At 70.9% G+C, this 15,936-nt stretch carries 14 protein-coding genes; 8 read left to right on the forward strand and 6 right to left on the reverse strand.

What is annotated here, in order from left to right:
* The first annotated feature begins 175 nt into the window (after positions 1–175).
* On the forward strand, positions 176–1,105 hold the full coding sequence (locus HNV26_RS03425; protein WP_216611757.1) for a hypothetical protein: 930 nt from the start codon (positions 176–178) through the stop codon (positions 1,103–1,105).
* A gap of 64 nt (positions 1,106–1,169) precedes the next feature.
* Here the strand turns inward: HNV26_RS03425 and HNV26_RS03430 are convergent, their stop codons facing one another.
* Positions 1,170–1,859 (reverse strand): nucleotidyltransferase family protein, encoded by a 690-nt coding sequence (locus tag HNV26_RS03430; RefSeq protein WP_171439986.1) that lies wholly within the window; start codon positions 1,857–1,859, stop codon positions 1,170–1,172.
* Positions 1,860–1,979: 120 nt separating this feature from the next.
* On the reverse strand, positions 1,980–2,237 hold the full coding sequence (locus HNV26_RS03435) for a hypothetical protein (RefSeq protein WP_171439987.1): 258 nt from the start codon (positions 2,235–2,237) through the stop codon (positions 1,980–1,982).
* 108 nt (positions 2,238–2,345) lie between these two features.
* On the opposite strand from HNV26_RS03435, the gene HNV26_RS03440 reads away from it, so the two are divergent.
* Positions 2,346–3,233: an OmpA family protein gene (locus HNV26_RS03440; protein WP_171439988.1), complete on the forward strand. Its 888-nt coding sequence runs from the start codon at positions 2,346–2,348 to the stop codon at positions 3,231–3,233.
* A 20-nt stretch (positions 3,234–3,253) separates the two neighbouring features.
* Here the strand turns inward: HNV26_RS03440 and HNV26_RS03445 are convergent, their stop codons facing one another.
* Entirely contained in the window at positions 3,254–3,781 is a 528-nt protein-coding gene (locus tag HNV26_RS03445; protein ID WP_216611758.1) for a hypothetical protein, read from the reverse strand.
* 192 nt (positions 3,782–3,973) lie between these two features.
* On the opposite strand from HNV26_RS03445, the gene HNV26_RS03450 reads away from it, so the two are divergent.
* On the forward strand, positions 3,974–6,949 hold the full coding sequence (locus HNV26_RS03450; protein ID WP_171439989.1) for a hypothetical protein: 2,976 nt from the start codon (positions 3,974–3,976) through the stop codon (positions 6,947–6,949).
* 27 nt (positions 6,950–6,976) lie between these two features.
* Positions 6,977–8,170 (forward strand): OmpP1/FadL family transporter, encoded by a 1,194-nt coding sequence (locus HNV26_RS03455; RefSeq protein WP_171439990.1) that lies wholly within the window; start codon positions 6,977–6,979, stop codon positions 8,168–8,170.
* 84 nt (positions 8,171–8,254) lie between these two features.
* On the opposite strand, the gene HNV26_RS03460 is transcribed toward HNV26_RS03455, so the two are convergent.
* The 3 genes from HNV26_RS03460 to HNV26_RS03470 all read right to left on the reverse strand — a co-directional run bounded on the left by HNV26_RS03460 (position 8,255) and on the right by HNV26_RS03470 (position 11,865).
* Positions 8,255–9,472, reverse strand: a complete 1,218-nt coding sequence (locus HNV26_RS03460; protein ID WP_171439991.1) for a cyclic nucleotide-binding domain-containing protein — start codon at positions 9,470–9,472, stop codon at positions 8,255–8,257.
* Between the two features lie 14 nt (positions 9,473–9,486).
* Complete coding sequence (locus HNV26_RS03465) at positions 9,487–10,674, reverse strand: cyclic nucleotide-binding domain-containing protein (protein ID WP_436410027.1); 1,188 nt, start codon at positions 10,672–10,674, stop codon at positions 9,487–9,489.
* A gap of 150 nt (positions 10,675–10,824) precedes the next feature.
* Positions 10,825–11,865 carry an aldo/keto reductase gene (locus HNV26_RS03470; protein WP_171440042.1) on the reverse strand — a complete coding sequence of 347 codons (1,041 nt, stop codon included), beginning with the start codon at positions 11,863–11,865 and terminating at the stop codon, positions 10,825–10,827.
* 142 nt (positions 11,866–12,007) lie between these two features.
* Here HNV26_RS03470 and HNV26_RS03475 point away from each other — a divergent pair, with 142 nt between their 5' ends.
* The 4 genes from HNV26_RS03475 to HNV26_RS03490 are packed head-to-tail and all read left to right on the forward strand — an operon-like array spanning position 12,008 to position 15,909.
* Positions 12,008–13,327 (forward strand): WD40/YVTN/BNR-like repeat-containing protein, encoded by a 1,320-nt coding sequence (locus tag HNV26_RS03475; RefSeq protein ID WP_171439993.1) that lies wholly within the window; start codon positions 12,008–12,010, stop codon positions 13,325–13,327.
* A 7-nt stretch (positions 13,328–13,334) separates the two neighbouring features.
* Positions 13,335–13,943 carry a hypothetical protein gene (locus HNV26_RS03480; protein WP_216611759.1) on the forward strand — a complete coding sequence of 203 codons (609 nt, stop codon included), beginning with the start codon at positions 13,335–13,337 and terminating at the stop codon, positions 13,941–13,943.
* Positions 13,940–15,193, forward strand: a complete 1,254-nt coding sequence (locus HNV26_RS03485; RefSeq protein ID WP_171439995.1) for a YncE family protein — start codon at positions 13,940–13,942, stop codon at positions 15,191–15,193. The genes HNV26_RS03480 and HNV26_RS03485 overlap by 4 nt, the downstream gene beginning before the upstream one ends.
* Positions 15,190–15,909, forward strand: a complete 720-nt coding sequence (locus HNV26_RS03490) for a c-type cytochrome (protein ID WP_171439996.1) — start codon at positions 15,190–15,192, stop codon at positions 15,907–15,909. The genes HNV26_RS03485 and HNV26_RS03490 overlap by 4 nt, the downstream gene beginning before the upstream one ends.
* The last annotated feature ends 27 nt before the right edge of the window (positions 15,910–15,936 follow it).

The following is a 15,936-nucleotide window of genomic DNA, read 5'->3' on the forward strand; positions in this document are numbered from 1 at the left end:
GCGCGCGACGTGAGCTTCCACCGGGTGGCATTCGCAGCGACGGCGAACCGGCGCGGTGTCTGGCGCCGCACAGCACACGCTGGTGGACGACACCTCGCGCCTGGAGGCCCATGGTCCCTGGGGAGGGAAGTCGGTTGAATCCGCCCGCCCCCGAAATCCCCACGAGGAGTGGACCTTGCCCGCATCCAAGGCCGTGCTGTGCGCCGCGCTCGCGGTCAGTGTCCTGCTGGGCACCTCTCCCGCGCAGGCGCGCTTCGGCAAGCGAGACGCCTCCTCGTCCTCGTCACGGGGCACGTCCCGTCAGGCCTCCCCGTCCCAGGAGTCACGCCGCGCCCGAGCCCATCCCGCGTCCGCCATTGGCCAGTCCCCTGAGGGCTCGCATGACAACCGCCGCACGCACCCGGCCTCCGCCCTTGGCCGCGAGCGCACGCCCCGGGGTGACGACGCGCCCCGGCGGCGCGCCACGCGCGTGCGCCGGCCACCAGCGGGCTCCATCGTCGCGGGGGCCGTCATCGGCGCAACCCGCCCAGGCTTCGCCGCCGCGCGGCCCGCCCAACGGGTGGTGCGCGAGCCAGAGGACACGGTGCCGCTGCTGGTGCGCATGGGCGTGCAGGGAGATTTGCTGGGCGACGCCGGGGCCATGGGGCTCTTCATGGCCATGGATGGCCGCCATCTGGGCCTGGACGCGCGCATCACCGGCATGTCGCTGCCCACGAAGGATGGCTCGGAGGCCACCGACCGCATCACCCTGCTGAGCGCGCACGCCTCCGCGGCGCTGTGGGCGGGGGAGCGGGGCCGGCTGCGACTCGAGGGCGGCGTCGCCAGCGCGCATGCGCCGGACATCCTCTTCGTGGGCCCCAGCTTCGCCGCGTCCGCGGAGGCCTGCATCGGCGCCTCGCCGGTGGACCTCGAGGCCCGCATCCAGGCGGTGCCCTTCCCGCACCGTCAGGTGGATGCCCAGGCCGGCCTGGCCGTGCACGTGGGTTCGCTCCACCTGCGCGGCGGCTGGCGGGCCCTCTACCTCAATGACGCCGGTCACACGACCGGGGAGAAGCAAATCGAACGGCTCACCGGCCCGTACCTGGGGCTGGGCCTCACGCTCTGACGCCTCGGGTGGTGCTGGCCGGAGCCCCTTCTCTCACGGGCCCCAGCCAGCCGGCCGTCGCGCGCTACTCCTCGGACGCGGCGGCCATGGGCGCCGAACCACCGCCCAGCTCCGCCACGTTGGACGTCGCAGACGCGGTGCCACGCTTGGCGCCGCGACGCTTGGGCGGAGGCGCCAGCCGCGGCTGCGTGCCGAACAGGCGCTCGTACGTCTCCGGCGTGTTGATGTTCACCACCACGCCCGGGTCCTTCACCGGCACGCGGCGCACCTTCATCGTCGCCAACGCGGGCTCCAACTGCTGGCCCTCCGCGGCGCGCAGCCGCTCCGCCCCGCTCCGTGAGAGCACCAGTGGCCAGCCAGGCGCGCCCTCGAACTCCGGGCGCAGCAGCTCATCCGCGTCTCCCGCCATCTTCAGGAGCGACTTGAGCGTGGACGCGCGCAGCGCCGGCATGTCCACCGGATGCAGCAGCACCACGTCCGCGCCCGCCTCCAGCGCGGCGTCCAACCCCGCCTTTATCGACAGGAGGGGCCCTTCCTGCCACCGCTCCGCTTCCACCAGCTCCATCCCCGGATGCTGCTCGCGCACCGCCTCGGAGTCCTTCCCCACCACGCCGAGCACCATGGAACCCGCCTTGCCAAAGGTGGATGCCAGGGACTGGAGGAAGCTCTTGCCTCCCTCGTGCTCGATAAGCGCCTTGGGGTGGCCCATCCGCCGGGCCTCACCCGCAGCGAGGATGATCGCCACTGCCTTCATGCCAGCCTCCTCCGCCCCCATGAATGAACGCCGCAGGCCCGGGGGCCTCCGCTCAAAGGCTGTGGCGTCCGCGTGGGATTGCAGCCCACCCCAGGGTCCCAGCCGTCAGCCAGACGCCAGTCACTCCGGACGGGTGTTCGCTGGATGAGCCTCCAGCCAGGCGCTCCGTCCCCTATGCGTCATCCGAAACACCGTGCCCTGTCGGGGGGGCTCCCGCGTGAATTCGAAGCCGCGGAAGCGCTCCGGGACGGAGCCGGAGCAGCCCTGGAAGGTCGTGGCCATCCTCGCCGCCAGGTGCGCCACCTCCGGCGCGGGGTTCTGCTCCCAGGCCGTGTCCTCCGGACGCGGCGTGCGAAGCGGAGGGCGCCCTTCTGACACCGCTGCAACCTTGCAACGCCAGACACCTGCGCACACCGGGGCGCCTTGAGGCACACCCTGGGCGTCTGGCTACGGTGGCCCCCGTTCAGCCACTCGGGAGGTCGCGACATGACGGAGTCCACGCAACACGGCCAGGCACAGCACGGACGGCCCTGGGTGCCCTGGCTGGTGACGGCGTTGGTGGTGCTGATGTCGGGCGGCGTGATGTACCTGGCGCACCGCGGGACGAGCCAGGCCGAGGCACTGGCGGAGCAGTCCCGCCAGTCCGCGGTGGAGGCCGCCACGCGGGCGCGTGACGCGGAGGCCGCGCGGCTGCAACTGGAGCAGAAGTTGGCGGCGCTGGAAGCCGAGCGCGCCCAGCTTGCCACGGAGAAGGAGCGGCTCAGCACGGAGAAGGAACAGCTCAGCCAGACGGTGCAGGAGCAGGAGGCGGAGCTGGCGAAGCTGAAGGCGACCTACGACGACCTGCAGGACAAGATGAAGGCGGAGATCGCCGAGGGCGCCATCCGCCTGTCCCAGGTGGAGGGCCGCATCCAGGTGGACCTGGTGGACAAGGTGCTGTTCGACTCCGGCGACGCGAGCATCAGCGCGCGCGGCCAGGAGGTGCTGACGCGGCTGGGCAGCGTGCTGGCCAAGGTGGAGGACAAGTCCATCCAGGTGTCGGGCCACACGGATGACTCACCCCCGTCGCAGAAGCTGCAGAGCACCTTCCCGTCCAACTGGGAGCTGTCCGTGGCGCGCGCGGTGAACGTGGTGCGCTTCCTCCAGGACACGGGCGGCGTGCCCGCGCGCCGGCTGGTGGCGGCGGGCTACGGGCAAATGCGTCCGGTGTCCACCAACGCGACCCCGCTGGGCCGCGCGCGCAACCGGCGCATCGAGGTGCTCCTCATGCCGGACCTGCCCTCCAAGCGCACGCCGGCCGCGGCCGTCCAGCGCGCGGTCGCGGGTGGCACCGCGACCAAGGCCCAGGCGAAGCCCGCGCGCGGGGCGAAGTAGCCGCGCGCCGCGCCTCTCCGCTACTGCTTCTCCACCGACTCCAGCAGCTTGCGGAAGGACTTCTCCGAAGCGGCCACCGTCTTCTCCGGGCCCGTCAGCTTGAAGAAGACGGCGCCCTGGGCGCCCTCGACGATGGCGCCCAGCAGCCGGAAGCCGGGCTTGGGCGTCGAGGGGCCCATCATCGGCCCGCCGCCCGTGTACGTGCCCTTCACGTCCACCGTCGTCAACGGCATGCCGTTGACCTTCTCCGTCTTCGTCTTCGACTTCTCCTGGGGAATGGGCTTGCCGTCCGCCGTCTGGAACTGGCCCACCCAGCGCTTCACGTTGGCGTCCACCGCGCCGCCCTGGCCCTGGCCGAAGTAGAAGACGGCCAGCTCCGCCCCCTCCGTGTCGCCCTTCGCCGCGGGAATCTTGTACGTCGCCGCGCGCATTGGCCGGGCCCCCTGCACCGCCCAGTCCGCGGGCGCCGTCCACTTCAGGCCCCCCGCCTCCTCCGCATGCGCCACCACGGCAACGGCCACCACCAGCACACCCAATAGTCGGTTCATGCGCGGCAGCGTAACCGCCTGGGCCTCACTGCGCAGCGTGTCAACGACCGCCCGTCTCACAACCCCGCACGCGCCATCACAACTGACACGACGCGTCAAGTCCCTTGTCTTCCTGCCAACCCATGGACGTGGTACGCCACGGACGTTTCCAGTCCAGTCATCCCAACCCAGGACTTGGAGGGGGTTGTACCCATGAGAAAGGTGTTGTTCCTCGGGGCCTTTGCCCTGGGCGCCTCGGCCTGTACTCCCGATATCGCCCAGGATCCGCCGCGGAGCCCCGAAGACTCCGTCGTCGCGGAGTTCGATCCAACCGGGTCTCCGCCCGTCGTCCCTTCGCCCAACGACCTGGCCATCGTCAACGGTCTGGTCAACGCGCCCATCAATCCGCAGGCGCCCGCAGCGGAGCAGGAGTTCACGCGCGACTACGTGAACACGCTCAACGGCTTCCCGACCACGATCACCGCGACCACGCGCATCCGCGGTCTGGACGCGGCGACGGTCAACGCGAACACGGTGAAGATCATCGACGTGTACGCGGGCACGCCGCTGGCGAGGCCGGCGACGCCCAGCTACATCGGGTACAACGAGAACACCAACCTCGTCACCATCATCCCCCCGCTGCCCGGGGGCTGGCCCAAGGGTGGCCGCTACGCCGTGGCCATCATCGGCGGTGAGAACGGCGTGAAGACGACGGCCGGCAAGCCGGTCATCCCGTCCGCGACGTGGGCCTTCGCCAGCTCCACCGAGTCGCTGGTCACCTGCGACGACCTGAAGGCGCCCAACTGCCAGACGGCCACCGAGCTCATCCCCTCCACGGAGACGGAGCCCGCCGCCCGCCTGGCGGACCAGACGGCCAGCGCCCTGCGGCTGGAGCAGCTGCGCCGCGGCTACGCGCCCATCCTGAAGGAGGTGTCCGAGCAGTTCAGCGTGAAGCGCGAGGACATCGTCCTCCTGTGGACCTTCTCCATCATGGACCACCCGGAGGCCACCTTCGATCCGGGCAACGGCGTCGTCCCCTTCCCCAATGACCTGCTGCGCAACCCCGCGACCGGGAAGCTGGCCCTGCCGGTGCCCCCCGAGGCCGGCACCGCACAGAGCCTCATCCTGGGCCTCAACACCCTGGACGGCTGGTCCACCACCGCGCCCATCGTGTCGGAGAACGGCGCGAAACGCGGCACCATCGACACGGGTTCCCTGCTGGACGCGAACACCGTGCGCATGAAGATCGGCTTCACGCCGGACGACGAGTCGGAGCCGAAGACCACGCTGCGCTTCGTCAAGCTGACGAACCACGCCTCGGGCACCAACCCCCAGGTGAAGGTGTGCTTCAACTGCGAGCCCGTCGTTGAGGGCCTGACGCCGGCGCCGAACTCGCCCCAGCAGCTCCAGATTGTCCCGGAGGTGCCCCTGGATGAGGCCACCCAGTATGGCGTGGTGATGCTGCGCGGCATGAAGGACACGCTGGGCCGCACCGTGGCGCCCACCGCCGCGCAGGCGCTGATGCGCATGGCCAACCCGCTGGTGGACGCCAACGGCAAGAGCCAGGTGTCCGCCGTTCCCGACACGCTCGCCCAGGACCTGGAGCGGGCGCGAGTGGGCATGAAGCCGCTGTTCGACGGCCTGGAGGCCGCGGGCATCCCGCGCAAGGACATCAACCTGGCGTGGGCCTTCACCACCCAGAGCACCCGCTCCATCCTCGAGCAGCTGAACGCGGCCCCCACGCCGGTGCCGGCCGACCCCGTCTATCTGCTGGACCAGACGACCACCATCAAGGGCACGATGGCCGCCCTGACGCTGGACAACGACGCGGTGGGCCGCGTCTTCATCGGCGCGTACCACTCGCCCTTCCTCCTGGATGACGTGCAGGGCACGCTCAACCGCGCCGCGGCGCGCATCGACCGCGTCCCGTTCATGCTCTTCACGCCGGCGGGCACGATGCCCGCGGACGGCTACCCGGTGGTCATCTACGGCCACGGCCTGACGGGCAACCGCACCAACATCATGACGGTGGCCAACAACTTCAACGCGGCGGGCTACGCCGTGGCGGCCATCGACACCGTGTTCCACGGTGAGCGCGCCAGCTGCGCCGGCATCAGCGAGGACGCCCCGGTCATCATCGACGAGAACCGCGATGGCGTCCCCGAGTTCATCTTCACCACGCCGGATGAGGCCTGCGACGACGGCGACACCTGCGACGTGACTGCGGGCAGCCCCACCTTCGGCCGCTGCGTGTCGAACAACCAGCCGGCCTGCGACGTGGGGGCGACCGCGTCGCCGCACGGTGACGTGTTCTGCGCCAGCCAGGGCCTGGGCCGCTGCGTGGCCGCGCCCACCAGCGCCACCGGCACCTGCGAGGGCGGCGACTTCGCCCGTCCGGGTCCCAATCAGCCGCCGTACGTCTCCGGCGCGGGCTTCCTGAACCTGGTCAACCTGTTCGCCACCCGCGACAACTTCCGCCACCACGTGGTGGACTTCGCCCAGTTGGTGCGCGCGCTGAACACCGACAGCCTCAAGGGCCGCCTGGCTGCCGCGGGCGCCGGTACGCTGAACACCAGCCAGTTCAACTACGTGGGCCAGAGCCTCGGCGGAATCCAGGGCGTCCTGTCCGCCTCCGTGTCCCCAGTCGTGGGCCGCACGGCGCTCAACACGGTGGGCGGTGACCTGGTGGACGTCCTCCTGACGGCCACGGACCCGGCGTTCGTGCGGTACCGCGCGGGCTTCTTCCAAACCCTGGCAAACAACGGCCGCGCCCCGGGCTCGCCGGAGTTCTACGAGTTCATCACCCTGGCGCGCACCATCCTGGACCCGGCCTCGCCCCGCAACTACGGCAAGTACCTGGAGAACGCGCCGTCCGCACCCGCCAACCGCGAGGCGTTCATCCAGTACATCGCGGGTGACATGGTCATCCCCAACGCGGTGACCGAGGGACTCATCAGCGCGGCCCACCACCCGCTGGTCAACGTCTCCACGCCCCGCACGGTGCAGACGTACCTGGCAGCGGATGGGATGGGCCTGCCCGAGGACGTGCGTCACGCGTTCTTCGGCATCGTGAACCCGTCGCTGGACCCCAGCTCGGGGAGCAGCCAGTTCCTCCGGTCCGTGCGCAACACCGCGCAGAACCAGGTCATCCAGTTCCTGAACACGGGCATCGCGTCGCCCACCCCGTAACGGCCTCCAGAGAGAGAACGAACCCACATGAAGAAGACACTCTCCCTCATCACGTTGCTCGCCGCCGGGACGACCCAGGCCGCGGGCTTCCAGGTCAACACCCAGAGCGCGCGCTCCTCGGGCATGGCCAACGCGGCGGCGGCGTGGCTGGATGACTCGTCCGCCATCTACTCCAACGCGGCCAACATCCTGGGCGTGGAGAAGCTGGACATCACCGCGGGCGTCACCGGCATCCTCCCCAGCCTGCAGTTCACCCCCACGGGTGGCCCGGTGCAGGGGCAGAAGACGACGCTGTCCCCGCCGCCGCACGTGTTCGCCGTGTACAAACTCACGGACTCGCTGGCGGCCGGCGTGGGCTTCTACACGCCGTTCGGCGCGAGCAGCCGGTGGGAAGACGGGTTCGTGGGCCGCTTCCGCGCCCAGGAGTCCGCGCTGTCCATCTACAACATCAACCCCACGGTGGCGTACCAGGTCCACGAGCGCTTCCGCGTGGGCGCGGGCCTCAACATCACCCGCGGCACGCTGGAGCTGAAGCGCGCCCTGGGCTTCGTCACCAGCGAGGGCCAGGTGCACCTGGGCGGCGCGGGCTGGGGCCTCGGCTTCAACGCCGGCGTCCAGGCCGTGGTGGTCCCGAAGCTCGTCACGTTGGGCGTGCAGTACCGCAGCCCCATCAGCATGACGTTCAAGGGCGACGCGGACTTCCGCGACGTGCCGCCGGCCTTCCAGGGCCGCCTGCCGGACACCCGCGTGGAGGGTGACGTCAAGCTGCCGCAGTCGGTGGTGGCGGGCATCGCCGTCACGCCGCTGGAGCGCCTGACGCTGGCGTTCGACGCCAACTGGGTGGGCTGGTCCAGCTTCCCGGAGCTCGCCATCGAGTTCCCGGACAACCCGGCCATCAACAACCCGCTGCCGAAGAACTGGCGCTCGACGTGGAACTTCCACCTGGGCGGTGAGTACGGCATCACCGACGCGCTGCAGGTGCGCGCCGGCGTGCTGTGGGACCCGGCGCCCAGCCCGGATGAGACGCTGACGCCGGACCTGCCGGACGCGGACCGCTTCGGCGTGTCGGCGGGCGTGGGCTACAGCTTCGGCGCCGTGCGCGTCGACGCGGCCTACCAGTTCGTCAACCTGTTCGACAAGGACAGCACCGCGCCGGGCATGACGGGTATCTACAACGGCACGGCCCAGGTGTTCGGCCTGACGCTCGGCTACTCCATGTAGTCTTCCGGGACTGTCCGGACCTCACCGCGCCCGGGTCTCCTCACGGAGGCCCGGGCGTTGTGTTTCCAGCGGCAGCCCTTCGCGTCAGACGCGCAGGTCTCCGTCGTGCAACACCCGCCCGGAGGCCAGCGCCTGCGCCGTGCGCTGGAGCCGCTCCGTGCCCATGCGCATCAACTGGCCCTTGAGGCCTGGCTGGCTGAGCAGGTGCTTCTGGAAGGCGTCGCGCTCCAGCCGCAGCACCACGCCCGCCACGTCCGCGCGCACCGTCGCGGACACCGGTTTGTCCAGCAGCAGGGAGATTTCACCGAAGACATCACCCTCGCGCAGCGCGGACAGCGCCACGCGCCGTCCGTGAGGCTGCTCCAGCCACGGAGTGCAGCGCCCACGCAGCAGCACGTAGAAGGCGTCTCCCGGCTGGCCCTGCGTCATCAACGCCTCGCCCGCGGCGAAGGAGCGCAGCTCGAAGTCGCGCGACACCGCGGCCTTCTGCGCGGGCGACAGCTGATTGAAGAGCGGGTTGCTGCGCAGCAGGTTCTCCACCATCCGGCGCCGGTAGAAGGCGTCCACCACCGCCGTCACGTCCGGGTGCCGCGCCGCCACCGCCTCCATGTGCTGGCGCGTGAGCTCCAGCAGCACCGCTCGCTCGGTGGCCACCACGGTGGCCAGCCGGGGCCCCTCGGAGATGAGCGCCAGCTCCCCGAAGAAGTCCCCGGGCGTCACGGTGCCCACGCTCCGCCGTTGGCCGTCCTCCAGCGCGCGCACCACGTCCGCGCGGCCCTCCACCAGGGCGAACATGGAGGCCCCCGGCGTCCCCTCCTCCACCACCACCTGCCCCGGAAAGAAGGCGCGCACCTGGAGCACCTCGAGCAGCGCGACGAAGGCCTCCCGGCCCACCTGCGAGAGGATGGGCAGCCCGGTGGCGCCATCCTCCGCGACATGCGCCCGGGTGGCCTCCACGGGCACCGCCGCGCCCGGCGGCAGGGCGAAGCGCTCCGCCAGCACGCGCGCGGTGCGCACGAGCGCGGCCTGGGGCGCGCCCAGCCGAGGCAAGGCCACGCACGCGGCCACCGCGCGCAGGGGCTGGCCCGCCTTCGTCCAAGCCAGCGCGGCCTCCTGGTACGCGGCGACAGCGTCCGCGGGACGGCCGAGCCACTCCAGCAGCTCCGCCACCTTCTGACGCACCTCCGCGTCGTCTGGGGCGTCCTTCACCACGCCCTGGTATTCCGCCAGGGCCTCCTCCAACCTGCCCTCGCTGGCGAGCTGGACGGCCCGCTGCCTGTCCGCGCCGTGCACGTGCGCCATGGCCGCCTCCCCTGCTACGCGCTGAGCGCGCGCACGCGCTCCGCGAGCTTTTCCGTGAAGAGGCGGAGGATGCGCAGCGCGGCCGCCTCGTGCGTGTCCAGGTAGTGCTGGAAGTCCACGCGCGTCACCCGCAGGGCCCGCACGTCCGTGCGCGCGCACACCTGCGCGGACGTGTCTCCGTCCAGGATGAGGGAAACTTCGCCGATGAAGGCTCCAGGCCCCAGCGTGTTGAGCAACCGGGCGCCGGGCTCCGGACCGACGAGCACGTCCACCGTCCCCTCCAACAGCACCAGCAGCCCCGAGCCGGGCGCGCCCTTCGCCAGCACCGTGGCCCCCCGCGCGAACTGCACCGGCCGCGCCAGCTGGTAGAGGTCCTTCATGTCCACCAGGGACAACTCGCCGAAGAGGGGAATGGCCTTGAGGTACTCGTAGCCGTCCGGCGGCGGCGGTGGCAGTGGCGGCGCGCGGGCGGGCTCCACCGACGGACCGCCATTCAGGTTCAGGTGACGCAGCAGCCGCGTGTGCTCCGCCTGGAGCGCGATGTCTCCCCGAAGCTCCGGCTCCTGGAGCGCATCCGCCAGCAGCACCAGCGCCCGCCACGACTCCCCCTGCGCGTCGAGCAGCGCGCTCATCCGCAGCACCGCCTCACGCCGCGCCACCGCGATGTCCGGAGACACGGCACGCAGGGACTCCAGCTCCGCGTGCGGGTTGCCCAGCTCGCGGTACACCGCGGCGGCCTCCATGGGACGGCGCAGCCGGGTGAGACAGCGGGCCATGGCCTCGCGCGCCCGCAGCGACTCGTACAGCGACAGCGCCCGCTCCAACGCGCCGCCGCGCTCGAAGGCCGCCGCCGCCCGGGCCGGTTCATCCGCGCGCAGCCACGCCTCCGCGGCCGGGAGCAACGCGCCCGCCTGCTCGTGGAGCTGTGCGACTTCGGCCGCGGCGCCATCCACCTCCAGCACCCGCGCGGCGCCAGCGAAGTCACGCGCCCGCCGCAGCACCGACACCAGGGTGACGCGAGCGGACGCGGACGCACGCGAGGACTCCTCCAGCACGACGTCTCGCTGCGACGCCGCCAGGGCCTCGTAGATGCGGACGGCCATGTCCACCGTCCCCTGCGCCACCGCCTCCCAGAAGGGCCGCGTACCCGCGCTTGCGGGCAGCTCGTCACCGTGCCCCGGCTCCACCGTGGAACGCGCCATGCCGTGAACTCCCCCAGGCACCCCTGGGCCCACCCCCTGGGCTCTCCACGTGCCGGACCAGGCGCCGTGCGTAGCAGACCCCATGAACGGAGGCGAGCGTCCTCGCGAGGCAGACGTCTTCCACATGGAAGACGCCGCCCCAGGCCGCGTTCAATCCACCTTCGTCGGGAACGGGTTGCGCTCGGAGAAGCCGCGCTGGTGCCAGTACGGGTAGGTGGGCGTCACCGCACTGGCCGCGTCGAGCCGGGCCACCTGGTCCGGGGTGAGGCTCCACCCCACCGCGCCCAGGTTCTGCCGGAGCTGCGCCTCGTTGCGCGCGCCGATGACGATGGTGGACACGGAGGGGCGCTGGAGCAGCCAGTTGATGGCGACCTGGGGCACCGTCTTCCCCGCCTCTGCGGCGACGGCATCGAGCGCGTCCACCACGCGGAAGAGGTACTCCTCGGAGAGAGGCGGCGCCCCCTGGGCGTTGAGCGAGGACTGCATGCGGGAGCCCTCGGGCCGGGGCTGTCCCCGGCGAATCTTCCCCGTCAGCCGCGCCCAGCCGAGCGGGCTCCACACCACGGTGCCCACCTTCTGGTCCAGGGCGAGGGGCATCAGCTCCCACTCGAACTCCCGGCTCACCAGCGAGTAGTAGGCCTGATGCGCCACGTGCCGCGCGAGGCCGTACTTCTCCGAGGTGGCGAGCGACTTCATCAGGTGCCAGCCGGAGAAGTTCGACGCGCCGATGTAGCGAATCTTCCCGGCGCGCACGAGGTCGTCGAGCGCCCGCAGCGCCTCCTCGACGGGCGTGAGCGCGTCGAAGGCGTGCAGTTGGTAGAGGTCGATGTAGTCGGTGCCCAGCCGCTTCAGGCTGCCCTCCACCGCGCGGGTGATGTGGAAGCGCGAGGAGCCCACGTCGTTCGGCCCCTCACCCGAGCGGAAGGTGCCCTTCGTGGAGAGGATGACCTTCTCCCGGCGGCCAGAGATGGCCTTGCCGAGAATCTCCTCCGCCAGGCCGCGCGAGTAGTTGTCCGCGCTGTCGAACATGTTCAGCCCGGCCTCCAGGCAGATGTCCACCAGGCGCGTGGCCTCCTCGACCCCGCTGCTGCCCCACACCTTGAAGAAGTCCCCCTGGCCTCCAAAGGTCCCCGTCCCAAGCGTCAACACCGGAACCTTGAAGCCAGAGCCGCCGAGCTGCCGATATTCCATTCCCATAGAGGGGCCTCCTGATAACGGGCGAGCCCCAGGCGCTCCATCGGAATGCGCGACCCGGGCAGCGATTCGCCCCGCTATGTTTCAACGCGGTGAACGTTAACGAGGGGGCCGGCACGTTCTCCCGGAGTCCATTGGAATGAAGTCGCGCATCACGGTTGCCTGGAGCACCGTCGCGTCCCTCCTGGCCTTGCTGCCTGGAATGGCTTCGCATGCCCACGCCGGCCTCCCGGAGACGTCCAACATCACCCTCCGCCGGGGCCACCCCCAGGACTTCTTCTCCGGGACGACGTTCGGCGCGGTCATCTCCCGCGACAGCGGCAAGACGTGGCGTTGGGTGTGCCCGGATGCCATGGGGTATGGCGGATGGCGCCCGGAGGCCTACCTCTGGCGAGAATCCGGCGACATCCTCGCCGCCACGGGCAGCGCCCTGCTGCACTCCCCGGATGAGGGCTGCTCCTGGCGCACGCATCCCTTCTTCAAGTCGACCTGGGTGACGGGGCTGGCGGCCCACCCCACCGATGACCGCGTCTTCCATGCCGTCACCGGACGGCCCGGCATCGCCAACGGCCTGTACCGCTCCGACGACGGCGGAGAGACGTGGACCGCCTCGCCGCTGCTGCGCACAGGGCTGGAGCTGAACGCGGTCCGCGTGTCCCCGGTGGCCCCCCGCCGCATCTACGTGTCGGGCGTCTCCAACAACCAGATGGTGGTGCTGCGCAGCGACGACGCGGGGGACACCTGGCAGGAGTTCCCCCATACGCTCCCAGAGCTGCTGCGGCCCTACGCGCTGACCGTGGTGGCGGTGGACCCCGTCGCCGCGGACGTGGTGTGGGTGCGCGTCTCCGCGCAGGGCTACACGCACCTGCTGCGCAGCGATGACGGGGGCCGCACGCTGACGCAGGTGACCGTGTTGGATGACACGTTCATCAACATGGACCTGTCCTCCGACGGAGGCACCGCCTGGGTCGGCACCCTCAACTCCTTCTTCATGGGCTCGAGCACCGGCCCGCTGGAGAAGCAGCCCCTGCCCACCGGCAATGCGTGCGTGCTGCGCGATGGCGAGACGCTCTACGGCTGCGGCTCCACCTGGCTGCACGACTGGGCCCTGGCGCGCAGCACGGACCAGGGGCGCACGTGGGAGCACATCTTCGCGCTGTACGAAATCCAGGGCACGCAGCTCTGCCCACGCGGAACCCCCGTGCGGGACCTCTGCCCGGCCCGCTGGCCGCAGCTCGCGGAGCAACTGGGCGCTCCGCTCTACCCGGATGGTGGCGTGGAGGAGCCACCGCCGCCGGATGCGGGGCCCCCGGACGCGGGGCAACAGCCGCCCGAGCAACGCCCAATCGAGCCGAAGTCCGGTGGCTGCGCCGCCGCGACGGGCCCCACCCTGCCCCTGCTGTTGTTGCTGTCCTCCCTCCTCCCGAAGTGCCGTGGCCCACGGCGTCCACATCGATAGGCTTCTGATGACACTCCCGATTCGAAAGCGGCGGTGGGCCCCCTGCGCGGCCGTGCTGCTGGTGCTGGGCACCGCCTGCGACGGCGAGGACGCGCCACGGGACGAAGCGTGCGGCGAACCCCTCTACGGCGGCGAGGCCACCGACGAGGCGTGGCGCACCTTCGTCGACGCGCAAGGCCGCCCCACCGACAGCTCCCAGGCCGTGACGCTGGAGTCCCCCGTCCCGGGCCAGACCTATGCGATGGACGCGGCGCCGCCCACGTGGCGTTGGACGTCTCCACTGGCCTCCCGGCTTCCATCGCGCGAGACGCCCCGCTCCATGCTGGCGTGGCTGGGCAACCTGCTGCTGCCATCCGCCCAGGCGCATCTGCCGCCCGTCACCGGCGACTTCTACTGGGTGCAGATCACCGTGCCCGGGCGGCGGTGTCCGGTGGAGCTGCTGACGTCGAACATGGAGTGGCAGCTCGACGCGTCGACCTGGGACGTGCTGCGTGCCGCCCCGGGTCAGGACCTCCGCGTCCAGGTGACCAGCGCCTACCTGGTCCAGAACCGGCTGCGTGAAGGTCCATATCGCCTGGAGTCACCACGCACCATCCGCGTGGAGGATTCGCGATGAGTCACCGGACGCCGTGGTGGATGCCGGTGCTGGCGCTGCTGATGGCCGGCTGTGATGAGAACTCGGCGCGGGTGGTGGGCGTGGCGCCACCGGAGGGGCTGGACTACGCGCACGAGGAGCCCTGGCGGGAAGGAACGTTCATTCCACCGCCGGGCCCCGGCGGACGCATCCTGGTCACCAACAGCCTGGATGACACCCTCAGCCTGGTGGAGTTGGCCACCGTGGGCACGCCGGACTTCCGCGAGCTGGCGCGCGTGCCGGTGGGGCTCAACCCGGTGGAGCTGGAAGGGCCGCACCACACCGCCGTGTCGCCCGCGGGGGACTTCTATTACGTCGGCATCTCCAACTACGTGCCAGGGGGTGGCTCGGGGCCGCATGGTGCCCACGGCACGGGCGCGGATGACGGCTACTGCCTGAAGCTGGACGCGCGCGAGAACCGGATCGTGGGCTCGGTGCGTGTGAATCCCAATCCCGGTGACGTCATCATCAGCGCAGATGGGAGCACGCTGTACCAGACGCACTTCGACACGCTGAAGATTGCCGAGATGGCGCGCCAGGGCCGCCCCGAGTCGGACATGAACGCGAACCTGGCCATCATCGACGCGCGGACCATGACCCGAAAGGCCATGGTGGAGGTGTGCCCCGCGCCGCACGCGGTGCGCCTGTCCGCCGACGAGCGCACGGCCTACATCGCCTGCTGGTCGGACGAGGTGGCCATCGTCGACCTCGCGGAGGCGAACACGCCGGTGACGCGGGTGAAGGTGGTGGCAGCGGGCTCGGGCGGCGCGGTGGCGCCCCGGCACCAGCCCTACGCGCTGACCCAGTCCCCCACCACGGGCGAGGTCTGGGTCAGCTCCATGGCCAGCCGGCAGGTGCACGTGCTCAACCCCCAGACGCGCGCCATGATGCCCGAGCGCGCCGTGCCGCTGCGCGGGCCGCCGATGTTCGGCGCGTTCACCGCGGACGGCCGCACGCTGTACATGCCCTACCAGTTGGTGGACGCGCTGGCCGTCATCGACCCGGAGACGGGCACCGTGCTGCGCGAGGTGCAGCTGGCGGACGCCGGCTGTCTCAACGTGCATCAAGTCACGCTGACGCCCGACGAGCGCATCGGTCTGGTCGTCTGCGAAGGCGACCACGTGGGGCCGGGCACGTTGCACGCGGTGGACCTGGCGGAGGGCACGGTGGTGGGCACGGTGGAGGTGGGCATCTTCCCGGACTCGGTGAGCATCCTGCGGGGGCGGCCATGAAGCGCGCGGCATGGGGTGTGGTGGCGCTGGCCCTGGCGCTGACCGGCTGCGACGACAGCGACGATGGCCGCGTGCCGGCGGCGGAGTACGGCGAGGTGCTGTTCAACGACTCGCGGCTGTCGGAGAGCGGCTTCAACAGCTTCTCGTGCGCGACATGCCACGCGACGACGCCCACCGCGCCTGAGGGGCGGATGGACTCCGGCTACACGCTGTATGACTCGGCGTTCCGGGAGAGCTGGTGGGGCGGCTTCGAGACGCGCCTGCTGGACGCGGTGAACTTCTGCTACGTCAACTTCATGCGGGGGGTGACGCCACTGCCGAAAGACTCGCCGCAGAGCCGGGCGCTGTACGAATACCTGGTGAGCATCAGCCCGAGCCCGTCCGCGCCGGCCCGTCCCTTCACGGTGGTGAAGGACATCGTCGAAGTCACGCGCGGTGACGTGACGCGCGGACAGCAGGTCTACGTGGAGGCCTGCCAGGGCTGCCACGGCGAGCCCCACACTGGCGAGGGCCGGCTGACCGAGCTGGCGTCGATTCTGCCGGAGGTGACAAACGACTACGACGCGCTGTTCCCCGGCGTGCCCAAGTCACTGGTCGTCATCGAGAAGGTGAGGCACGGCCAGTTCTTCGGTGTCGGGGGCAACATGCCGCTCTACAGCCTGGAGTCCCTGTCTGACGAGGACTTGGGCGCATTGCTGGCATTCCTGGCTTTGTGACGGGACCTGCGTGTTCCGGTGGAGCCC

Origin of the sequence: Myxococcus xanthus (genome assembly GCF_013116825.1) — a bacterium.
Lineage (GTDB): Bacteria > Myxococcota > Myxococcia > Myxococcales > Myxococcaceae > Myxococcus > Myxococcus xanthus_B.